This is a genomic window from Wenyingzhuangia fucanilytica (assembly GCF_001697185.1).
In the GTDB taxonomy this organism is placed as follows: domain Bacteria; phylum Bacteroidota; class Bacteroidia; order Flavobacteriales; family Flavobacteriaceae; genus Wenyingzhuangia; species Wenyingzhuangia fucanilytica.
On the sequence record NZ_CP014224.1, the window covers coordinates 1,858,615 to 1,878,501 of the forward strand.

At 31.1% G+C, this 19,887-nt stretch carries 21 protein-coding genes and 1 pseudogene; 6 read left to right on the top strand and 16 right to left on the bottom strand.

All coding sequences use genetic code 11. The annotated features are described in order from the left end of the window. Nucleotides 1-17: 17 nt before the first annotated feature. The 8 genes and pseudogenes from recN to AXE80_RS07540 form a co-directional block, all read right to left on the bottom strand. The gene (recN, locus tag AXE80_RS07505) at nt 18-1,676 is read right to left on the bottom strand and encodes a DNA repair protein RecN (RefSeq protein ID WP_068825936.1); all 1,659 of its coding nucleotides are present in this window, start codon (nt 1,674-1,676) and stop codon (nt 18-20) included. 16 nt (nt 1,677-1,692) lie between these two features. Beyond that, nucleotides 1,693-2,589: a type IX secretion system protein PorD gene (porD, locus tag AXE80_RS07510; protein ID WP_068825938.1), complete on the bottom strand. Its 897-nt coding sequence runs from the start codon at nt 2,587-2,589 to the stop codon at nt 1,693-1,695. Then, the gene (coaBC, locus tag AXE80_RS07515) at nt 2,582-3,793 is read right to left on the bottom strand and encodes a bifunctional phosphopantothenoylcysteine decarboxylase/phosphopantothenate--cysteine ligase CoaBC (RefSeq protein WP_068825939.1); all 1,212 of its coding nucleotides are present in this window, start codon (nt 3,791-3,793) and stop codon (nt 2,582-2,584) included. The genes porD and coaBC overlap by 8 nt, the downstream gene beginning before the upstream one ends. A gap of 6 nt (nt 3,794-3,799) precedes the next feature. Next, nucleotides 3,800-4,120, bottom strand: a complete 321-nt coding sequence (locus tag AXE80_RS07520; RefSeq protein ID WP_068825941.1) for a DNA-directed RNA polymerase subunit omega — start codon at nt 4,118-4,120, stop codon at nt 3,800-3,802. An 18-nt stretch (nt 4,121-4,138) separates the two neighbouring features. After that, nucleotides 4,139-4,948, bottom strand: coding sequence for an outer membrane protein assembly factor BamD (locus AXE80_RS07525; RefSeq protein ID WP_068825943.1), 810 nt, complete (start codon nt 4,946-4,948; stop codon nt 4,139-4,141). A 10-nt stretch (nt 4,949-4,958) separates the two neighbouring features. Beyond that, nucleotides 4,959-5,843, bottom strand: a complete 885-nt coding sequence (dapA, locus tag AXE80_RS07530; protein ID WP_068825945.1) for a 4-hydroxy-tetrahydrodipicolinate synthase — start codon at nt 5,841-5,843, stop codon at nt 4,959-4,961. Nucleotides 5,844-5,989: 146 nt separating this feature from the next. After that, entirely contained in the window at nt 5,990-7,375 is a 1,386-nt protein-coding gene (locus AXE80_RS07535) for a trypsin-like peptidase domain-containing protein (RefSeq protein WP_068825947.1), read from the bottom strand. Between the two features lie 77 nt (nt 7,376-7,452). Continuing rightward, nucleotides 7,453-7,797: pseudogene (locus tag AXE80_RS07540) on the bottom strand (phage holin family protein). Nucleotides 7,798-7,917: 120 nt separating this feature from the next. Between AXE80_RS07540 and dapF the strand changes: the two are divergent. From dapF to mltG, 3 genes are read left to right on the top strand one after another with little or no spacing between them, the layout of a single operon-like run. Continuing rightward, nucleotides 7,918-8,715, top strand: coding sequence for a diaminopimelate epimerase (gene dapF / locus AXE80_RS07545; RefSeq protein WP_068825949.1), 798 nt, complete (start codon nt 7,918-7,920; stop codon nt 8,713-8,715). After that, nucleotides 8,696-9,244: a GNAT family N-acetyltransferase gene (locus AXE80_RS07550; protein WP_068825951.1), complete on the top strand. Its 549-nt coding sequence runs from the start codon at nt 8,696-8,698 to the stop codon at nt 9,242-9,244. The genes dapF and AXE80_RS07550 overlap by 20 nt, the downstream gene beginning before the upstream one ends. Further along, entirely contained in the window at nt 9,225-10,247 is a 1,023-nt protein-coding gene (mltG, locus tag AXE80_RS07555) for an endolytic transglycosylase MltG (protein WP_068825953.1), read from the top strand. The genes AXE80_RS07550 and mltG overlap by 20 nt, the downstream gene beginning before the upstream one ends. A gap of 114 nt (nt 10,248-10,361) precedes the next feature. Here the strand turns inward: mltG and AXE80_RS07560 are convergent, their stop codons facing one another. Genes AXE80_RS07560 through dnaA form a run of 3 tightly spaced genes read right to left on the bottom strand, consistent with a single transcriptional unit; the run spans nt 10,362 to nt 12,963 of the window. After that, nucleotides 10,362-11,066: an SAM-dependent methyltransferase gene (locus AXE80_RS07560; protein ID WP_068825955.1), complete on the bottom strand. Its 705-nt coding sequence runs from the start codon at nt 11,064-11,066 to the stop codon at nt 10,362-10,364. A gap of 1 nt (nt 11,067) precedes the next feature. Beyond that, nucleotides 11,068-11,529 carry a low molecular weight protein-tyrosine-phosphatase gene (locus AXE80_RS07565; protein WP_068825957.1) on the bottom strand — a complete coding sequence of 154 codons (462 nt, stop codon included), beginning with the start codon at nt 11,527-11,529 and terminating at the stop codon, nt 11,068-11,070. Between the two features lie 3 nt (nt 11,530-11,532). After that, nucleotides 11,533-12,963 (bottom strand): chromosomal replication initiator protein DnaA, encoded by a 1,431-nt coding sequence (dnaA, locus tag AXE80_RS07570; protein ID WP_068825959.1) that lies wholly within the window; start codon nt 12,961-12,963, stop codon nt 11,533-11,535. A 231-nt stretch (nt 12,964-13,194) separates the two neighbouring features. On the opposite strand from dnaA, the gene AXE80_RS07575 reads away from it, so the two are divergent. After that, nucleotides 13,195-13,602 (top strand): acyl-CoA thioesterase, encoded by a 408-nt coding sequence (locus tag AXE80_RS07575; protein ID WP_068825961.1) that lies wholly within the window; start codon nt 13,195-13,197, stop codon nt 13,600-13,602. On the opposite strand, the gene AXE80_RS07580 is transcribed toward AXE80_RS07575, so the two are convergent. Genes AXE80_RS07580 through AXE80_RS07595 form a run of 4 tightly spaced genes read right to left on the bottom strand, consistent with a single transcriptional unit; the run spans nt 13,599 to nt 16,601 of the window. Further along, entirely contained in the window at nt 13,599-14,222 is a 624-nt protein-coding gene (locus AXE80_RS07580; RefSeq protein WP_068825963.1) for an IMPACT family protein, read from the bottom strand. The two genes, AXE80_RS07575 and AXE80_RS07580, sit on opposite strands and share 4 nt — an antisense overlap. Further along, nucleotides 14,219-15,085 (bottom strand): hypothetical protein, encoded by an 867-nt coding sequence (locus AXE80_RS07585; RefSeq protein WP_068825965.1) that lies wholly within the window; start codon nt 15,083-15,085, stop codon nt 14,219-14,221. Before AXE80_RS07585 ends, AXE80_RS07580 begins: the two co-directional genes overlap by 4 nt. Continuing rightward, the gene (gene ribD / locus AXE80_RS07590) at nt 15,082-16,134 is read right to left on the bottom strand and encodes a bifunctional diaminohydroxyphosphoribosylaminopyrimidine deaminase/5-amino-6-(5-phosphoribosylamino)uracil reductase RibD (RefSeq protein ID WP_068825967.1); all 1,053 of its coding nucleotides are present in this window, start codon (nt 16,132-16,134) and stop codon (nt 15,082-15,084) included. The genes AXE80_RS07585 and ribD overlap by 4 nt, the downstream gene beginning before the upstream one ends. Continuing rightward, on the bottom strand, nt 16,134-16,601 hold the full coding sequence (locus AXE80_RS07595; protein WP_068825969.1) for an LEA type 2 family protein: 468 nt from the start codon (nt 16,599-16,601) through the stop codon (nt 16,134-16,136). Before AXE80_RS07595 ends, ribD begins: the two co-directional genes overlap by 1 nt. A 46-nt stretch (nt 16,602-16,647) precedes the next feature. On the opposite strand from AXE80_RS07595, the gene prmC reads away from it, so the two are divergent. Then, a complete protein-coding gene (prmC, locus tag AXE80_RS07600) occupies nt 16,648-17,493 on the top strand; it encodes a peptide chain release factor N(5)-glutamine methyltransferase (RefSeq protein WP_068825972.1) in 846 nt (281 codons plus the stop codon). A gap of 132 nt (nt 17,494-17,625) precedes the next feature. Beyond that, nucleotides 17,626-18,303 carry a tRNA (guanosine(37)-N1)-methyltransferase TrmD gene (gene trmD, locus AXE80_RS07605; RefSeq protein ID WP_068825974.1) on the top strand — a complete coding sequence of 226 codons (678 nt, stop codon included), beginning with the start codon at nt 17,626-17,628 and terminating at the stop codon, nt 18,301-18,303. Nucleotides 18,304-18,355: 52 nt separating this feature from the next. On the opposite strand, the gene AXE80_RS07610 is transcribed toward trmD, so the two are convergent. Further along, nucleotides 18,356-19,771, bottom strand: coding sequence for a sulfatase (locus AXE80_RS07610; RefSeq protein ID WP_068825976.1), 1,416 nt, complete (start codon nt 19,769-19,771; stop codon nt 18,356-18,358). Between the last annotated feature and the right edge of the window lie 116 nt (nt 19,772-19,887).

Sequence of the window (19,887 nt, forward strand, 5' to 3'; positions counted from 1 at the left end):
AATATAAGTTTTTCCTATTAAATACTTAACAATTGTGTAGCATGTTCTATTGCTGATTTAGATTTTTCCTTTCCACCTAACATTTCTGCAATCTCCTCTATTCTTTCATTAGTATCCAATGCTGTTAAATAACTCACAGTTTCTTCTCCTTCTACCTTTTTAAATACTTTATAATGTGTTTGTGCTTTTGAGGCCACTTGTGGTAAATGCGTAATAGTAATTACTTGCATATTTTGCCCCATAGTATTCATTACATCAGCAATTTTTGTAGCCACATCACCAGAAACTCCTGTATCAATTTCATCAAACAATATGGTAGGTAAACTCACAAATTTTGATAAAATCATTTTGATTCCCAACATAATTCTAGAAAGTTCTCCACCAGAAGCTACCTTTTTTAACAAACCAAAATCAGATCCTTTGTTAGAAGATAACAAGAAAGAAACATCATCTATTCCAAATTCTGTAAAATCTTTTACTGGCTGAATATCTACTAAGAACTGAGCATTTTCCATGCTTAACTTAGCTAAAACAGTTTCTAATTCTGATTTTAAATTAGCAACTACCTTTTTTCTATTGTTAGAAATTTCTTGAGCTATTTTTAATGTTAATGCCTTTTGCTCTTTTACCTTATTTTCTGCAGCAACTAATAAATCTGCAGCATCTTCTACTTGTCCTACTTTTTCTGCTAAATTTTCTCTAACCTTAATTAACTCTTCTAAAGAAGTAACAAAATGTTTTTTTTGCAAATCAAACAACAAACTTAATCTGTCATTTAAGTTTTCTAACTCATCAGGATTTGCTTCAACATTTTCGGCATGTTTTTCTAATTCAAAAACCAAATCATCTAATTCAATTTTTAAACTCTTAGCCCTTTCGTGCATTAAGGTATAATCCTCATCAAAAGGAGCAATTTTAGACAAAGCTACTTGTAATTGATTTAGTAAAGTTTGGGCTCCAATTTGTTCTTCGGTAGACACCTGTAAACTTTCAAACAAATAAGTTTTAATATCCTCTGCATGAGATAGTTTTTCTATATCAGCCTCTAAAGTTTCAATTTCATCAACCTCTTTTAGTTTTGCATTTTGTAACTCTTTAAACAAATGCAAATTGTACTCATATTGCTGCTGTGCCTCTTCTTGATTTGTTTTTAATACCGCTAATTCTTTTACTGCTTTTTTATACTTTTTATGTTCGGATTGATAAGTTTTTAAAATATCTAAATTACCTGCCAAAGCATCAACTACATAAAACTGATAATTTTTATCAGATAACGACCTAGTATTTTGTTGTGAGTGTATATCTAACAAATACTCTTTAAGTTCTTGTAAAGCTTTTAAATTAACTGGTGTATCGTTTACAAATGCTCTAGATTTACCATTAGGCAATAACTCTCTTCTAATTATAGTTAAAGGTTCATAATCCAATTCTAAATCTTCAAAAACTTGCTCTATTTTATAAGAACCAATTTGAAACTCAGCTTCAATCACACATTTTTTATCCTTATCCTTTAGGTTTGTCAAATCAGCCCTATTTCCAAGAACCAATCCTAAGGCTCCTAAAAGGATAGATTTACCTGCACCAGTTTCTCCTGTAATTACAGAATAACCTTTAGTAAAATCTATTTGTAATCTCTTGATCAAAGCATAGTTTTGAACAGATAATGAAACTAACATATATGTGATTTATAATTTATAAAGAATCTATTTGTCTCCACTTTTTAGAGTTGGTAGAGGAAACTCTTTTTAATACTGATATCAGTTCTGAAGTATCTACAGCCGAATTGTTTTTAAAGATATTTACAATTTCATCAGATTTAGCATCCATAAAAATTCTAATCATAAAACTATTAGGATTTTCATCATACATTTTTTCTAAAGGTAGTAATAACTGAATCATTCTTGATGCTGCTGATTTTTGATTGCGCTCAAAAACATCCATAATATCAAAATGATATTGATACACCAACTTTCTATAAGGTTCGTTAACCGTAGCCAACATTTGGTCTATTAAAGTAAAACGAGTAATATTTCCTTTGCTATTTTCCCAACCCAAATAACCAGATTGTTGTGACTGATTTGCAATAGTTAAGGCATTGTTTAAATAAGGGCTTCCTCCTTCTAAACTAAAAGTATCTACATACATCCCTAAAATAAGATATGCATAATAAGACATTACAGAAACCAAATTAGATTCAAATCCGTTTGGATTATAGTTTATAGGTTGAAATTCTGTATACTGAAAAGAAAAACTATTGTCCTTATAATTTAAAAGAGGACTGTAATAGGCTGAATTAAAAACAGGTCTAGAAGCTTGTACCTGAAGGGTTCCTGTAAAAGTATTTGTAGACTTTTGTTCTGTTAACAAAATAGTTACAGCACATTTAATTTTTTCGTGATCTTTAAACGCAACACTTGTCCATTGCGTTTGATTCATAAACTCCGTTAATGAATTTTCTAAAGTTTTAAATATCTGATTATTAGAAACCTGAATTTGATCTGCATTAACGGTTACATTGCAATTTAATTCTTGGGCTTTTACATTTGTAAAAACGAATAGAAAAAAACAGACAAATAATTGTTTATACATGTAACTTTTTAATAATAACTGTTAAAATATCTTGAGCAACTTCTGCTTTTGATTTCATCTCAAATTTTTGAAACTTAAAATCTTTATCAATAATAGTAATTTTATTGGTATCTGTTGCAAAACCTGCACCTTTATCTTTTAACGAATTTAATACAATTAAGTCTAAATTTTTACGTTCAATCTTACCTTTTGCATTTTCTTCTTCATTGTTGGTTTCTAAGGCAAAACCTACTAATAACTGCTTTTCTTTAAGCTGTCCTAAAGATGCTAAAATATCTTTTGTGGGACTCAACTCTATATTTAAAGCAGCATCTTTCTTTTTAATTTTTTGATTGGCCACATTAGCAGGCTTATAATCTGCAACTGCTGCTGAACAAATGGCCACATCCATTTCTTTATAATATTGATGACAAGCAGAGTACATATCTTCTGCACTAACTACATCAATTCTTTTTACAAAGGAATGTGATATTTTTTGATTTGATGGACCACTAACTAAAATAACTTCTGCTCCTAAATTTGCTGCACATTTTGCAATTTCAAACCCCATTTTACCAGAAGAATGATTTCCAATAAAACGTACAGGATCAATAGCTTCGTATGTAGGACCTGCAGTAATTAATATTTTTTTACCCTTAAGAGGTAATTTAGACTGAATGTCTTTTTCTATAAAAGCAACAATATCTTCTGGTTCTGCTAATCTTCCTTCCCCCACCAATCCACTTGCTAACTCTCCGCTAGTAGCAGGAATGCAAATATTACCAAAAGAAGTTAATTTTTCTATACTTGTTTTGGTAGAAAGATGTTGATACATATCCAAATCCATAGCCGGTGCAAAATACACAGGACATTTGGCTGATAAATAAGTTGCTAAAAGTAAGTTGTCACAAACACCATTGGTCATTTTAGCCAATGTATTTGCTGTAGCTGGAGCTATAAGCATTATATCTGCCCAAAGTCCTAAATCTACATGATTATTCCAAATAGCATTCTCATCTTCTTCATTGTAAAAAGTAGAATGTACTGGATTTTTAGATAAAGTAGAAAGTGTTAACGGTGTAACAAATTCTTTAGAAGCAGGTGTTTGTACAACTTGTACTTCTGCACCTGCTTTTATAAATTGTCTTACTAAATGAGCCGTTTTATATGCTGCAATACCTGCACTAACACCCAATAAAACTTTTTTCCCACTTAATATACTCATAGAAAATTAGTCTTGTTCTGGTCTTCTGTGGTAAATTTTTCCTTCTAACCACTCCTCTACTGCAATAGCATGAGCTTTAGGTAATTTTTCGTAGAATTTAGAAACTTCAATTTGTTCTTTGTTTTCAAAAACCTCTTCTAAACTATCGTTGTAAGTAGCAAACTCTTCTAATTTATCTACCAACTCCTTTTTTAAATCACTACCAATCTGAGTAGCCCTTTGAGATATAATTGAAATCGCCTCGTAAATATTTTGTGTTGGCGCTTCTACTTTTGATTTGTCATAAGTAATTGTAGACAAAGGAGCTTCTGTTTTTTTGTAATCCATGATTTTTATATAATTATCTTAACTATTTTGTTCTTGTTTTGGCTGACTTTCTTTTAACAATTTATTGTATAAATCATCAGCTTCTTCTAAATATTCTGAATTTGGAAATGCTTTTTTATATCTAGTATAAACTTTTATTGCATCTTTAATTCTATCCTCTTTTTTATAATATATACTATTAATTCCTAATTCGTAAGCAGATTTAAACTTATAAAACATTGCTTGCTCTTTATAAGTAGTTCCTAAATAATCTAAAATTACATTATCAAAAGCTACAATAGCAGACATGTAATTTCCAATTTTATAGTATTGTTTAGCTATTTCAAATGCTTTGGTTTCTAGCTTATAACTTAATTCTTTAATTCTATTATTGGCATCAGTAATTTTTTCTGAGTCAGGGTTTTTATCTATAAAACTCTGAAAAGCTTCCATCGCCTTTTTAGTATCAGTTTGATCAATACTGTATTTTGGTGATAAGTTAAAATAGCTTTCTGCAATTTGAAACTGAGCTGTTTCTAACTCTGTACTTTTAGGAAAGTTTCTGATAAACTTTTCGTAATAATAGATTGCAGTTGTATAATCTTTAACGTTAAAATTACCATCTGCCAAACGATATACTACAACCTCTTTTTGTGGTTTACTTTCATAAGCCGGTAAAATAAGTTCAAATAAACGATTAGATTTCTCATATGATCCTTGTTTATACAGATCATTTGCCATAACATATCGTTCTTCAGAAGTTCCCTTGTTTAGCACTTTGTTATATTTACCACACGATGCTAACAGAACTACTGTTAAAACTAAACTTAATTTTACACTTCTTAACATAAATTATATTTTACGATGCAACGTAGAAAGATTCTATAAATTGCCTTAATTCTCCTTGTAATTTATCTGTAGCTTTTACCAACGGCAACCTTACACTACTATTACAAAGTCCTAATATTTCTAATAATGATTTAACTCCAACTGGATTTCCTTCAGAAAAAATTAAACCTATACTCTCTTGTATTCTATATTGAGTTGCGAATGATTTTCTTGCTTTATCTAACAATCCTAATCTAATCATATGGCTAAACTCACTTGGAAACGCTTGCCCAATTACCGATATCACTCCTGCTCCTCCCGCCAAAACAATTGGCAATGCTATCATATCATCTCCTGATATTACTAAAAAATCTTTAGGAACTAACTTTATTAACTTTAAAGCTTGATCCATATCTCCTTTAGCTTCTTTAATTCCAATAATGTTTGGAATTTCAGCCAACCTAACTACCGTTTTTGGTGATATATTAGAGGCTGTTCTTCCTGGTACATTATACAAAATAATACCCACAGGACAAACTTCTGCAATAGCTTTATAATGTTGATAAATACCTTCTTGTGTTGGTTTATTATAATATGGTGACACTGATAAAATAGCACTTATTCCATCAAAATTAGTGTTTTTAATATCTTCTACTACAGCACTTGTGTTATTTCCTCCTATTCCCAAAACAATTGGTAACCTCCCTGCATTTGTATTGATGATGGTAGTCTTAACTAATTCTTTTTCTGCATTGGTTAAAGTAGCTACTTCTGCAGTAGTTCCAAGAACTACCAAATATTCAACAGCATTATCTATCTGAAATTCCACCAACTTTTCTAAAGCCTGAACATCTACATTCCCATCTTGATCAAAAGGAGTTACCAACGCAACACCTGTACCCAAAAAAATACTCATCTTTTACTTTTAATTATGCTAGCCTGCAAATTTACTATTTTATTTACATAAAATCCACACAAATAAACAGAGTTACACAATTGAATGTAATAATTTAACATAAATAAAAAATGAGTAGTTTTTTTTAGCAGTACAAATACTTAGTTTTACCAACCTCTAGAAAAAGTTTCCTTTGTTCCATTTAGGTTAACAACTACTAATTTATTAATCTTTTCTGAAGATTTCACCATACTTTTAACCTTATCAACATCAGATAATGCATCTACATTAATATTGTTAATTGATAAAATTACGTATCCTGGTCTTATTCCTAATTTTTGTAAATCATTATTATTAATTTTCTTAACCAACAATCCACCGTTTACCTCTAGTTTTTTCTTATGTGCATCGGACAATGTTCCAAACTGAATTCCAAAAGCTTCTGTAATTAAATCATTAATCTCTGATAATTTTACTTTAAGTGTTTTTTCTGACCCATCTCTATCTACCGTAACAATTACTTCTTCTCCAGGTCTTTTTGCTGTTAATTGTCCCACCAAATCAGCAAATTTATGAATGGCAACATTATTTACTTTTGTAATAACATCTCCTTTTTCTATTCCTGCTTTATCTGCTCCAGTATCTTTAGAAACATCAGATACATAAACTCCGTTTACATCCTTTTCCGCATCAATAGAAACTCCTAAAACAGCTCTTTTTACCATTCCGTTTTCCATTAAATCTTCTACCACTCTCTTTGCGATGTTTGAAGGAACTGCAAAAGAATACCCCACAAAAGATCCTGTTTGAGATGAAATGGCTGTATTAATTCCAATCAATTCTCCTCTTGTATTCACCAATGCTCCACCACTATTCCCTGGGTTTACAGCAGCATCTGTTTGAATGTATGATTCTATTCTATTATTCCCTCCTAAATCTCTTCCTTTAGCACTAATAATACCAGCTGTTACAGTAGAGGTTAAGTTATATGGATTTCCAACTGCCAAAGCCCATTCTCCAATTTTAGTGGCATCAGAATCACCAAAAGTTATATAGTGTAAATCTTGTGCGTCAATTTTTAACAAAGCAATATCTGTAGCCTTATCAGTACCTATTAATTCGGCTTTATACCTTTCCTTATTATTTAATACAATTTCTAAATCTGTAGCATTATCAATTACATGGTTATTTGTAATAATATATCCATCAGGAGAAATTAACACACCACTACCGGTTCCTACTTTTTTATACTCTCTTCCTCCATATCCTTGTCCAAAAAACAATTGTGCAAGCGGATCTTGCTGTACCCCAACAGAAGTATTGGTTACATGGACAACAGCATTTACAGTAGCTTCTGCAGCAGTAGTAAAATCAACAGCACTTTCTGCAGCTACAAGTTTTGAATTATTTGTATACACCGGAAAGTGATTTACCGCCTGTGTTTCTGTTTGATTAACTTGTTCTTTTTCGGGGCTAATTAAAGTATTATATAGGGTTAATGAAATAAAACCTCCTAAAAGAGCAACAATAAATAATTTAATATTTTGTTTCATGATTACTATATTTTTTATGATACAAAATCAAATTTTCAAAAACTATGCCAATGGAATTAGGGGCTTTATCAAACCTGTCAATCTTTCAGTCCAAACAAAGCGTATAAAACTGATTCTAAAACAGATAGCAACAAACTAAATAAAATAGCAATACCAATTCCGTTTACAGTAAACCCAGGAATTAAAGCATCGGCTATATTAATAATTATCGCATTAATAATCAGCAAAAACAACCCTAAGGTTAATACTGTTATAGGCAGTGTTAAAATAATTAAGATAGGTTTTACCAATTAGTTTAAAATACTCAAAATTAAAGCAACCCAAACAGCCGTTCCTAAACTAGCTACTGCTACCCCAGGTAACAAATTAGCAATTAACACTACAGCCAAAGCATTTACTAATAATTGAATGATTTGTTTCATCTTTTTTTTATTTAAAATTACAACCTATTTAAACGAAACACAAAAATCTGTTCAATCTATTCTGAGTTTTACTAGAGCTCCTATTTTTCTTTGTATTTTTGTGTCATTAAAAATTTAGAAATGGATATCACTTTTTATAAATACCAAGGAACCGGAAATGATTTTGTTGTAATAGATAATAGAGATCTTAGTTTTCCTAGAGAAAATACAGATTTAGTGCATTTTTTATGTGACAGACGTTTTGGTGTTGGTGCTGATGGATTGATGTTGTTAAACCCTTCTGACAAATACGATTTCACTATGGTTTATTTCAATTCTGACGGAACTGAAAGCACCATGTGTGGTAATGGTGGACGCTGTTTGGTTGCTTTTGCTCACAAACTTGGGGTTTTTGAAAAAGAAACCACATTTGATGCTATTGATGGTTTACATTATGCTACTTATAACGATGGAATTACCAACTTACAAATGATTGATGTAAACAATGTAGAAGTTTATGAAAACCACTGTTTTTTAAACACAGGTTCTCCACATCATGTACAAATGGTAAACAACATTGGAGCTTATGATGTTAAAACAAATGGAGAAAAAATTAGATATGGCGCTCCTTATTTTCAAGAAGGAACCAATGTAAATTTTGTAGAGTCATTAAATAATGATAAATTTAGAGTAAGAACCTACGAGCGAGGTGTTGAAAATGAGACACTTGCCTGTGGTACTGGAGTAACAGCCGTAGCTATAGCTATGTACGAACAAAAGCAAACTACTAACACCAAAATTCCTTTAAAAGTTGAAGGTGGTGAATTAGAAGTTTCTTTTGAACCTACTGAAAATGGCTACAAAAATGTGTTCCTAAAAGGACCAGCAACATTTGTATTCAACGGAAATATCAAATATCATGGGAAAGCTAACAGGTAAAAACATCAGATTACGTGCTCTTGAGCCAACAGATTTAGAATTTCTATACAATATAGAAAATAATGAAGCTTACTGGGAAGTAAGCAATACTCAAACGCCGTATTCTCGTTATATCCTGAAGCAATATTTAGAAAATGCACATTTAGATATTTATGAAGCCAAACAATTACGTTTTGCTATAGAAACCAAAAAACATGAAATTGTTGGTATGATTGATTTATTCGATTTTAGTCCTCAACACCTAAGAGCTGGTGTAGGTATTTTAATCGATCAAAATCATCAACAAAAAGGCTACGCTACAGAAGCAATAAAACTTCTTAATAAATATGCATTTTCTTTTTTAAACCTTAGACAGTTGTACGCTAACATTACAACAGACAACAAAAAAAGTATTCAATTATTTGAAAAATTAGGATACCAATTAGTTGGTATTCGTAAAGACTGGATTTTTAGCAATGGAAAATTTAAAGACGTTGCTTTTTATCAGTTAATTCACCCTTCTATTTTACATGAAAAAAACATATTATAGTCTAGGAGTTTTTAGCCTAGCAATTACCATTATAGCAATTTATTTCTATAGTATTATCTATGGTTCACAAATAAAGCACAATACTAAAATCTATATAAAATCAACTGATTCACTCCCACAAGTCATCAATGTTTTAGACACCATTTGCCAAGACATAAGTGATGTTAAAATTGTAGCCTCTTTAAAAAAATACAACCATATAAAACCTGGAATGTATCTTTTAAAGGAAGATATGAATGCTAGTGACATCATCAACTTATTACGTAGTGGTAAACAAACTCCTGTTAAAGTTACGTTTAACAATCAGAACTATGTTGAAGATTTAGCAGGACGATTATCTCATCAAATTGAAGCAGATTCTATTAGTATTTTAAATAGTCTAACAAACCCTGACTTTTTAAAACAACAAGGTTTTACACATAAAACAGTATTAAATATGTGTATGCCTTATACTTATGAATGTTACTGGACCATTTCACCAAATCAATTAAGAAGTAAATTGCTTAATGCTTACAATAGATTTTGGGACACCAATAGAACCGAAAAAGCTAATAAATTAAACCTGACTAAAAACGAAGTAATTTCTTTAGCCTCTATCATTCACAAAGAAACCCAACACAAACCCGAAAGAAAAAAAGTAGCAGGAGTTTATTTAAACAGAGTAAGAGTTGGTATGCCACTGCAAGCTGACCCTACAATAGTGTATGCCATTAAGGAAAAATACGGTAGAGATACTGTTATCAAACGAGTATTGAGAAAAGATTTAGAAATCAACTCACCATATAATACTTATAGAAACAGAAACATTCCACCATCTGCTATTGCCATGCCAGATATAGATGCTATTGATGCTGTACTAGATGCTGAAAGACACTCGTATTATTATTTTTGTGCTAGTCCCGACAAATTAGGAACACATAATTTTGCTAAAAACTTAAGTCAGCACAATAGGAATGCAGCCGCTTATCAACGTTGGTTGAATAATCACAGAATACACAGATAGAAAATTTATTGTAAAAACAGTTCTCGACTTCGCTTGAACACCTCTTAAACTAGATCATCAAGCGGAGTTAAAAAAAGTTCAAGTATAAACGGACTACTTCTAGTGAACACTAAATTAAGCGTGAATAATAAAAATGGCTGGAATTTTATGAATTTCAGGTTTCTGATTTTTCCATTCAGCCACAGTGAAAGTTCTAATATACTCTGATGGCATAGTAATATCTGCAGCAATACAAAGTTTAGTAGATGGAGATAAAGTTGCTTTTAAATCATCTAACATTTTGTGATTTCTATAAGGTGTTTCTATAAAAATCTGTGATTGTTTATGATCTTTAGACAAACGCTCTAAACGTTTGATTTCTCTTTTTCTATCTCCTTTATCAATTGGTAAATAACCATTAAAAGCAAAACTCTGTCCATTCATTCCAGAAGCCATCATGGCCATTAAAATAGAAGATGGACCTACCAATGGAATAACACGAATTCCTTTCTTATGCGCTAAAGAAACTACATCTGAACCAGGATCAGCTACAGCAGGAACTCCCGCTTCTGACAACAAACCTATAGATGTTCCTTCCATACAAACATCTAAGTATGAATTTACCTCTACTGGGTCTACATACTTATCAATTAATTTTAATTGTAAACTAGGTTGAGATTTGGTTGGAGTAATTTTTTTTATGAATCGTCTAGCAGACTTTTCATTTTCAACAATAAAATGAGTTAAATTTTCTACCACAGACTTTACAGAAATAGGCATCACCTCTAATGGTTCGTTATCTCCTAAAGTAGTTGGTATTAAGTATAAATTTCCTTTCATTTTATGATTTAATTTTATTGATGATGACCTCGCAAGCCTCATCTAACATTTGATATACGTGCTCAAAACCATTGTCACCACCATAATAAGGATCTGGAACAGAAACGTTCTCGCCAGGTAACAGTTCGTTCATAATCATAAAAACCTTAGCTTTTTGAACATCATTTTGGGCTAAAGCTAAAATATTTCTATAATTAGATTCATCCATCGCGTATATCAAATCAAAAGTATCTAAATCAGAAACTTCTATTTTTCTAGCTCTTTGATCAGTAATATCTAATCCGTGATTTTTTGCTACAGCTATAGATCTTGAATCTGGCAAATTCCCAACATGATATGCTCCAGTACCAGCAGAATCAACAATAATATCCTGACTTTGAACTTTAGATTTAAGAATACCTTCGGCCAAAGGAGACCTACAAATATTACCCAAACACACCATTAAAACCTTTGTCGGGTTCATAATTTAAAATGATAATTTTTTAGAAATATCTTCTACATATTTCTTAAACTGTTTATCAGTCGCTGTTAAATTATCAACTGTTTTACAAGCGTGTAACACGGTAGCATGATCTCTTTTTCCTATTTGAGAACCAATACTTGCCAATGATGACTTGGTTAACTTTTTAGAAAAATACATAGCCAACTGTCTTGCTTGTACAATATGACGTTTTCTAGTTTTAGATTGTAATGTAGCCAAATCAATTTCAAAATATTTAGAAACTACTTTCTGAATATAATCTACCGAAACTTCTTTTTTGGTATTCTTTACAAACTTATCTACAATGGTTTTAGCCAAAGTAAGGCTAAACTCTTTTTTGTTAAATGCCGATTGAGCAATTAAAGAAGTAACCACTCCTTCTAATTCTCTAACATTTGTTTTGATGTGCTTTGCTATAAACTCAATTACTTCTTCTGGCACTTCAACACCATCTCTGTACAATCTATTTTTTAAGATATTAATACGAGTTTCGTAATCTGGTGCTTGTAACTCAGCCGATAATCCCCATTTAAAACGAGACAACAAACGTTGTTCTATATCTTGCATATCCACAGGAGCTTTATCAGAAGTTAAAATCACCTGTTTTCCATTTTGATGCAATTCATTAAATATTTGGAAAAACGCATCTTGAGTTTTTGTTTTCCCTGATAAAAACTGAATATCATCAACAATTAACACATCTATCATTTGATAGAAATGTAAAAAATCATTTCTATTATTATTCTTTAATACAGCATCACCATATTGTTGAATAAACTTTTCCGTAGAAACATATAAAACTGTTTTGTCCGGATATTTATCTTTTACTTGTACACCAATAGCATGTGCTAAATGTGTTTTACCTAAACCAACTCCTCCATAAATCATTAATGGATTAAAAGAAGTACCTCCTGGTTTATTGGCCACAGCCATTCCTGCAGACCTACCTAAACGGTTAGACTCCCCTTCCATAAAGTTTTCAAAACAATAATTAGGATTTAAGTTAGACTCTACCTTAACTTTTTGTAAACCCGGAATGATAAAAGGATTCTTTACCTCTCTACTTATATTTTTAGACGGAAAGTTTACATTTTGAGGTTGCATTGGGGCACGATTAGAACTCGGAATCTTTACTGTTTGGGGTACTTTACTACTATAAGAATTTTCTAATCTTACATCATAAAGCAAACGAGCTTCTTTACCTAACTCTCTAACAAGTGCACTTCTTAAAATTTTCACATAATTTTCTTCTAAAAACTCGAAGAAAAACTTACTAGGTACTTGAATTGTTAACGCTCCTCCTTCTAATTTAACCGGGACAATTGGCTCAAACCAGGTCTTAAATCCAACTGGCGTAATATTATCCTTTATAAATTCTAAGCAAGCAGCCCAAACAGTCTCAGCAGTTTTAATCATTGTATTGTTATGCACTTTAGTTTTGGTTAGTTTTCAGTTTAAGTTTAATTTCGCTAAAAATCCCTTTAATAATTGACCTATATCAAACTTTAAAAAGTTGACCTACATCAATGTAAATTTGGTCTTCTAGGGGATTACAAAAGTGTGAATAAAATTCATTAAAAAAAAATGGAAAGGGTATTGTATTTCATGTTTTTTTTACCTACCATAATATATATTTTTAAATAACAAATGATTACTAAAAAAACCGAACTAAGAGTACGATATTCTGAAACAGATCAGATGCAATATGTACATCACAGCAATTATGCCAAATACTTTGAAATCGCTCGTATTGAATGGCTTAGAGAGGCTGGAATCTCCTATAAAGAGATGGAAGAACAAGGAGTTATGCTACCTGTAGTAAACCTTATTACTGAGTTTAAAAAACCTGCTAAATATGACGATGTTCTTACTATAAAAACTGCGATAAAACAGATTCCCACTGCTAAGATAATTTTTACTTATAAAATATATAATCAGAATGAGGAATTGTTAACAACTGGAGAGTCAACTTTAGTGTTTGTTGACATGAAAAAAAATAGACCAATTAAATGTCCTGAGAATATTTTAGAAATCATTTTAAATCAAAAAGATTAATCTTCTTTTTCATTTATAACTTCAACACATCTTAAATCTTCAAAAGATTGAATTACGGTGTCAAAAATAGAGATTGGAGAAAGTAAAATAAATTGGCAATCTAAATACATTTCTTGATGTTGAATTTCTAAGTCATAAGTTTTAATTAACCTCATAACTTTATCAACATGTTCATAGGTACTTTTAATAGTAAAGGTCTTTTTAATTATTTTCTCCTCTATAGTTGCAACTGCCAAAGTTTCTTCGGCACAAGTTCTATATGCTTTAATCAAACCACCTACTCCTAATTTAACACCTCCAAAATAACGAACCACAATTAACAATACATTGGTTACTTCATAAGATAATAATTGCCCATATATAGGCTGACCAGCAGTATTACTTGGCTCACCATCATCATTTACCCTATAAGTCAATCCATCAAAACCTAAACGATAAGCATAACACCAATGTCTAGCATCGTGATATTGTTTTTTAATATCTTCTAATTTTTCTTTTACCTCTTCTTCACTAGTCACAGAAAACAAATACCCAATAAACTTACTCCCTTTTTCTTTGTAAAGCGTCGCTTCTACAGGTTTATCTATTGTTTTATATGTTTCTATTTGTGATTTACTCATACTGCAAAATAAAGTACTATAATGGCTAAAAAAGACATTCCTAACCCTATATAATTTTGTTTACTCAATTTCTCTTGATAAAGAAATAGCCCCAAAAGTACTGAGACCAAAACAACTAATAAATTATTTACTGAAAAAATTAACGAAGTTTCATAATTGGGTTGAGACAATGCTTTTAGGAAAAAATAAATAGAAAAATAATTTGGCAAGCCTAAAACCAAACCACCGATACAACTCTTTATAGATATTTTAAGATTCCCCGTTATTTTTTTTAACAAAAGTACCGTTACCCCTATCAATCCACAAAACAAAAAAAGTGAAGTAGAAAACAAATCTAAATCACCATGAGAAACATAGTATGCTTGCATATGATTAATGATTGCATCAGCCAAACCACTTCCTATAAAAATTAAAAAAGGAAAGTACCATAAACGCTTATCAAACTTTTCTATTCCTTTCTTTTTAGAGGTAAACCAAACCCCTAACAAAGCCAAACCAATCCCAAATAACTTAAGAAACCCCGCATTTTCACTATACAATACTATTCCAATGGCAATTGGAATAACCACACTCATTTTATTAGCAACAGTCATTACAGACAGCCCTCCTTTTTGGGCTGTTATGGCCATTAAATTAAATATGATGATAAATAATGTAGAAATTGACAACGCCCCCCAAACCCAAGATTGAGTGATTAGATTTGAAACCGAAAAAACCGATTTACTATGCAAACATCCTATTGAAAAAGCTATAAAATAACTCACCACAATAGCTTGTAAATTATCTAGCTGATATCTTTGAAATTCTTTAATCGTTAAAAAAACAGCGGTAGTAAAAAGAATACTTAACAGTAAATAAATCATTGCTTGTTTTTGTAGTGTTTTACAGTATTAAACCCTAATGTAAAGTTTTTTTCAACGTTTATTTTTAGTACTGGAGCACTGACTCCTGTTTTAAACTCTTTATCTCCTACAAAAACAAAAGCTTCATCCCACAAATTCTCATCAATAAAAGTTTCTAACAATTGCTTACCGCCCTCTACCAAAACAGATTGTATTTTTTCTTTGTATAAAACCTCCATGATTTGAGGTAACATATTTTTAGAAAAATCTATTTTTTCATATTGAACCTTATCACTATCAGCCTCTTTTTCTGTAAATATGATTGTTTTTACTTCTCCATTGTAAAGTTCATAATTACTAGGAACTCGTAAATTTCTGTCTATTAAAATTCTTATTGGCGAAACACCTCCGTAAGACCTGGTATTTAAATTTGGATTGTCTTTTAAAGCAGTATTGGTTCCCACCATAATAGCATGTTCTTCTGCCCTGATTTGATGTACTTTTTGTTTAGACAAATCATTAGAGATCCATGTAGGTTTGGCATCATTTATATGATTAACATCTCTAACTTTATCAATAAAACCATCTTGGGTTTCTGCCCATTTTAAGATGATATAAGGTCTTTTTTTATTGTGATAAGTAAAGAATCTTTTGTGTAATTCTAAACACTCCTCTTCTAACACTCCAACATGTACTTCTCTACCCGCTTTTAATAAGATCTCAATTCCCTTACCTGCCACCGCAGCAAAAGTATCTACGCATCCTATGTAGATTTTGGGAATATTTTTAGCCTCTATTAAGTTTGCACAAGGAGGAGTTTTTCCATAATGCGCACAAGGCTCTAAAGTAACATATAGGGTAGATTTACTCAACAAATTTTCATCAGTCACACTATTAATAGCATTGACTTCTGCATGAGGGCCACCGTAAGCACTTGTATAACCTTCTCCTATAATTTTCCCATCACAAACAATAACTGCTCCTACACATGGATTTGGATAAGCCAGTCTTGTTCCTTTTTTTGCCAAGGAAACAGCACGTTGCATGTATGTTTCGTGAGTAGAAAGCATTATTTTAAAATTTTAATTTTATCGTTGAATTGAATTGGATATTCTTTTTTTACCAAAAACTTTTTAAAAGTTGCTTTTCCATCAAACTTCACCGCTACTTCGTTAGTCAAAATACTACTTAAAATAGAATTTAATAACCCTTTTTTAGAATCAAAAATTTGACCGTAAGACAATTTAATCTCTAATGGCACTTCAAAATCTTTTCTTGATGGCACCTTTACTTCTTGATTTTTTAAATCTCCTAAATCAATATCATTTACCACTGCATGTAAATCACTCAAAGCAATTTTACCTCCTACTCTATTAGGGTTGTTAAACCTTAAACCAGCTTTTATAGTAATGGAATCATTAATAATTTTAGAAACATTTACTTTTCCTACCCCAATATATTCTGGAGCTTTTAAATTAGAACAAGAAACAGCAAAGGCTACACTAATAAAAACGAATAATAATTTTACGAACTTCATATTTGTATATTTGTACTCGCAAAAATATCAATAAATAAGCCAATTAATGACTTTACTCTCATTTAAACAAAAATTATATACTCATTTAAAAAGTCATTATCCTAATACAGAGTTAGATTCTTTTTTTAAAATTATTTTAGAAGACGTCCTTCATCTCTCTAAAATTGATTTTGCTTTAGATCCCAACAAATTCATTTCTGATGATAAAAGTATTTTAATTGATGATATTATTATTGGTTTAGAACAACAAAAACCCATTCAGCACCTAATTGGTTTTACGGAGTTTATGGATTTAAAATTCATAGTAAATGAACATGTTTTAATTCCAAGACCAGAAACAGAGGAATTGATTTATTGGATGTTAAATGATTTTTCTAACATCCAAAACATAGATATTTTAGATATAGGAACAGGATCTGGATGTATTCCTATTACTTTGGCAAAAAATTTAAACAATGCCAATGTAAATACAATTGACATCTCTACTAAAGCCATACAAACAGCTAAAGAGAATGCTAAGGAAAATAAAGTCAGCATCAATTTTATCCATCAAGATATTTTACAAGCTACACAACTCCCTCAGCAATATGATGTAATTGTAAGCAACCCTCCTTATGTTAGAAATCTTGAAAAACAAGAAATGCAAAAAAATGTATTAGATTTTGAACCACATTTGGCTTTGTTTGTAGCTGATGATGCCCCTTTAATCTTTTACAAAAAAATAGCCGAGTTGGCCAAAGTATCATTAAAACCTAATGGAGCTTTGTATTACGAAATCAATCAATACTTAGGACAAGAAACGGTTGAATTATTAAAAAACATCGGCTTTAAAAACATCGAACTAAAAAAAGATATGTTTGGGAATGACAGAATGATTAAAGCTTCTTTTTAATAAATAAGTAGTCAGTACAAAGTATTAAGTAAACACATACAAACTGAGTACTCAATACTTTGTACTTAACACTTTTCACTTTAAACTTTTCACTTTATCACTCTTTAGTTTACTTTTGCAAAAAACTTTCACATGCGTATAGACATTATTACCGTATCGCCAGAATTAATCAAAAGTCCTTTTGAACACTCTATTATGAAAAGAGCACAGGAAAAAGGATTGGCAGAAGTTCACTTTCATAATTTAAGAGATTATGCTATTAATGATTACGGTAAAATTGACGACATGCAATTTGGTGGAGGTGCCGGAATGGTGTTGATGATAGAACCTATTGATGCATGCATCAGTAAACTAAAAGCGGAAAGAGAATATGATGAAATTATTTACATGACTCCAGACGCTCCGACTCTGAATCAACGCACTGCCAACACCCTTTCTTTAAAAGAAAACATGATTATTTTGTGTGGGCATTACAAAGGTGTAGATCAACGAGTAAGAGATCTATTTATCACCAAAGAAATATCTATAGGAGATTATGTATTGAGTGGTGGTGAATTAGGTGCAGCTGTTTTATGCGATACTATTCTTAGGTTAATTCCAGGAGTTTTAGGAGATGAAACCTCTGCCTTAACAGATTCTTTTCAAGATGATTTATTATCACCTCCTGTATATACTAGACCTGCAGATTACAAAGGACATAAAGTTCCAGAAGTACTTACTAGCGGAAACTTTCCTAAAATTGAAGAATGGAGAGCAGATAAAGCTTATGAGCTTACGGAGAGAGTAAGACCAGATTTATTAGAAGAATAAAAAAAGCGGTTTGAAATTTCAAACCGCTTTTTTATTCTAATTTAGTATATTTTTATTTTAATCTTTTCAATCCTTCTTTATTAGCTCTTAGTAAAACTGCTAATTTAATATCCAACTCTGGGTCATTCCCTAAAATATTAACAGTTTCGTTTGGATCATTATCTAAATCATACAAATCCTTATATCTTACTGTTCCATCAGCAGTTACCCACTCTGTATATCTATATTTTTCGGTACGCATAGAATACCCATAAGCACCAGCTCTTTTGTATTGAGTAATCGCTGTTTCTCTCACTGATTTTTTCTCACATTTTAACACTGGCACCAAACTTTTTCCTTGTAAATGTTTAGGTGTTTCTAATCCAGCTAAATCACATAAAGTTGGAAAAATATCTAAAAACTCTGCCAATGATGATGTTTTAGCAGATTTAATTCCAGGCGCCTTAAAAATTAATGGCACTCTGGCAGCCTGTTCCATAGTAGTGTGTTTCCCCCACATTCCATGGTCTCCTAAATGAAATCCATGATCTCCCCATAATACAATAATAGTATTATCTGCTTGACCTGTATTTTCTAATGCATCTAAAATATTCCCTAACAAATTATCTATATAAGAAACACAAGCAAAGTAACCATGAATCAATTCTCTTTGTTGAACCTCTGTTAAAGATTTCCCTAATTTATATGGCGCATAAGGAAGTATTTTTCCTCCATCCAAAGGAGTAGGATTATAACTTAATAGCTCGTTGTTTTTATTTAAAATATATTTTGCATCTGCTCCTTTAGGAACCGTTTGAAAAGACTCTAATTTAAACTTACTTTTATCATACATATCAAAATATTTGGTAGGTGCAATAAATGGCAAGTGCGGTTTTTTAAATCCTATAGCCACAAAAAATGGTTTTTCTTTATTCGATAGTTTATTGATAAATTCAATTCCTTCTTTAGCAGTTTGACCATCCGTATGTTCTTCATCATTATCTCCAATAGCCATTGTTGCTAAATGTCCATCAGGATGTAAATGCTTTCCATGTGGTGTACTATAAGGAATAGACCAAGATTCTTTATCATCTTCCGTTTTACTTTCTACACATCTTGGATCGAATATCTTACCTCTAGCAACAGTTTCGTATCCATTGTTTTTAAAATGCTGAGCCAATGTTAATGCATTTGGATTGACATCACGCATTTTTGTTTTTAAATTCATTACTCCATTTACCTCTGGCCTTAAACCCGTCATCAAACTAGCCCTTGTAGGTCCACAAACTGGGTATTGACAGTATGCTTTTTCAAAAGAAACTCCCTCATCCATCAATCTATCAAAATTTGGAGTGATTGCCTGATCATAACCATAATCATGTATTAATGGTTTCATATCATCAATAGCAATAAACAATACATTTGGCTTCTTTTGTCCAAAAGAAACGCTAGTAATTACTAGCAAACATCCTAATAAAAATCTATTCATTTTATTTATATATTTATAAAATTTGTGTGATTAATTCAACAAACTAAAAGTAGATAAACTACCTTTTATATAGGTTCACTAACACACCAATTAGGTTTCATTTTTAACTAATCACT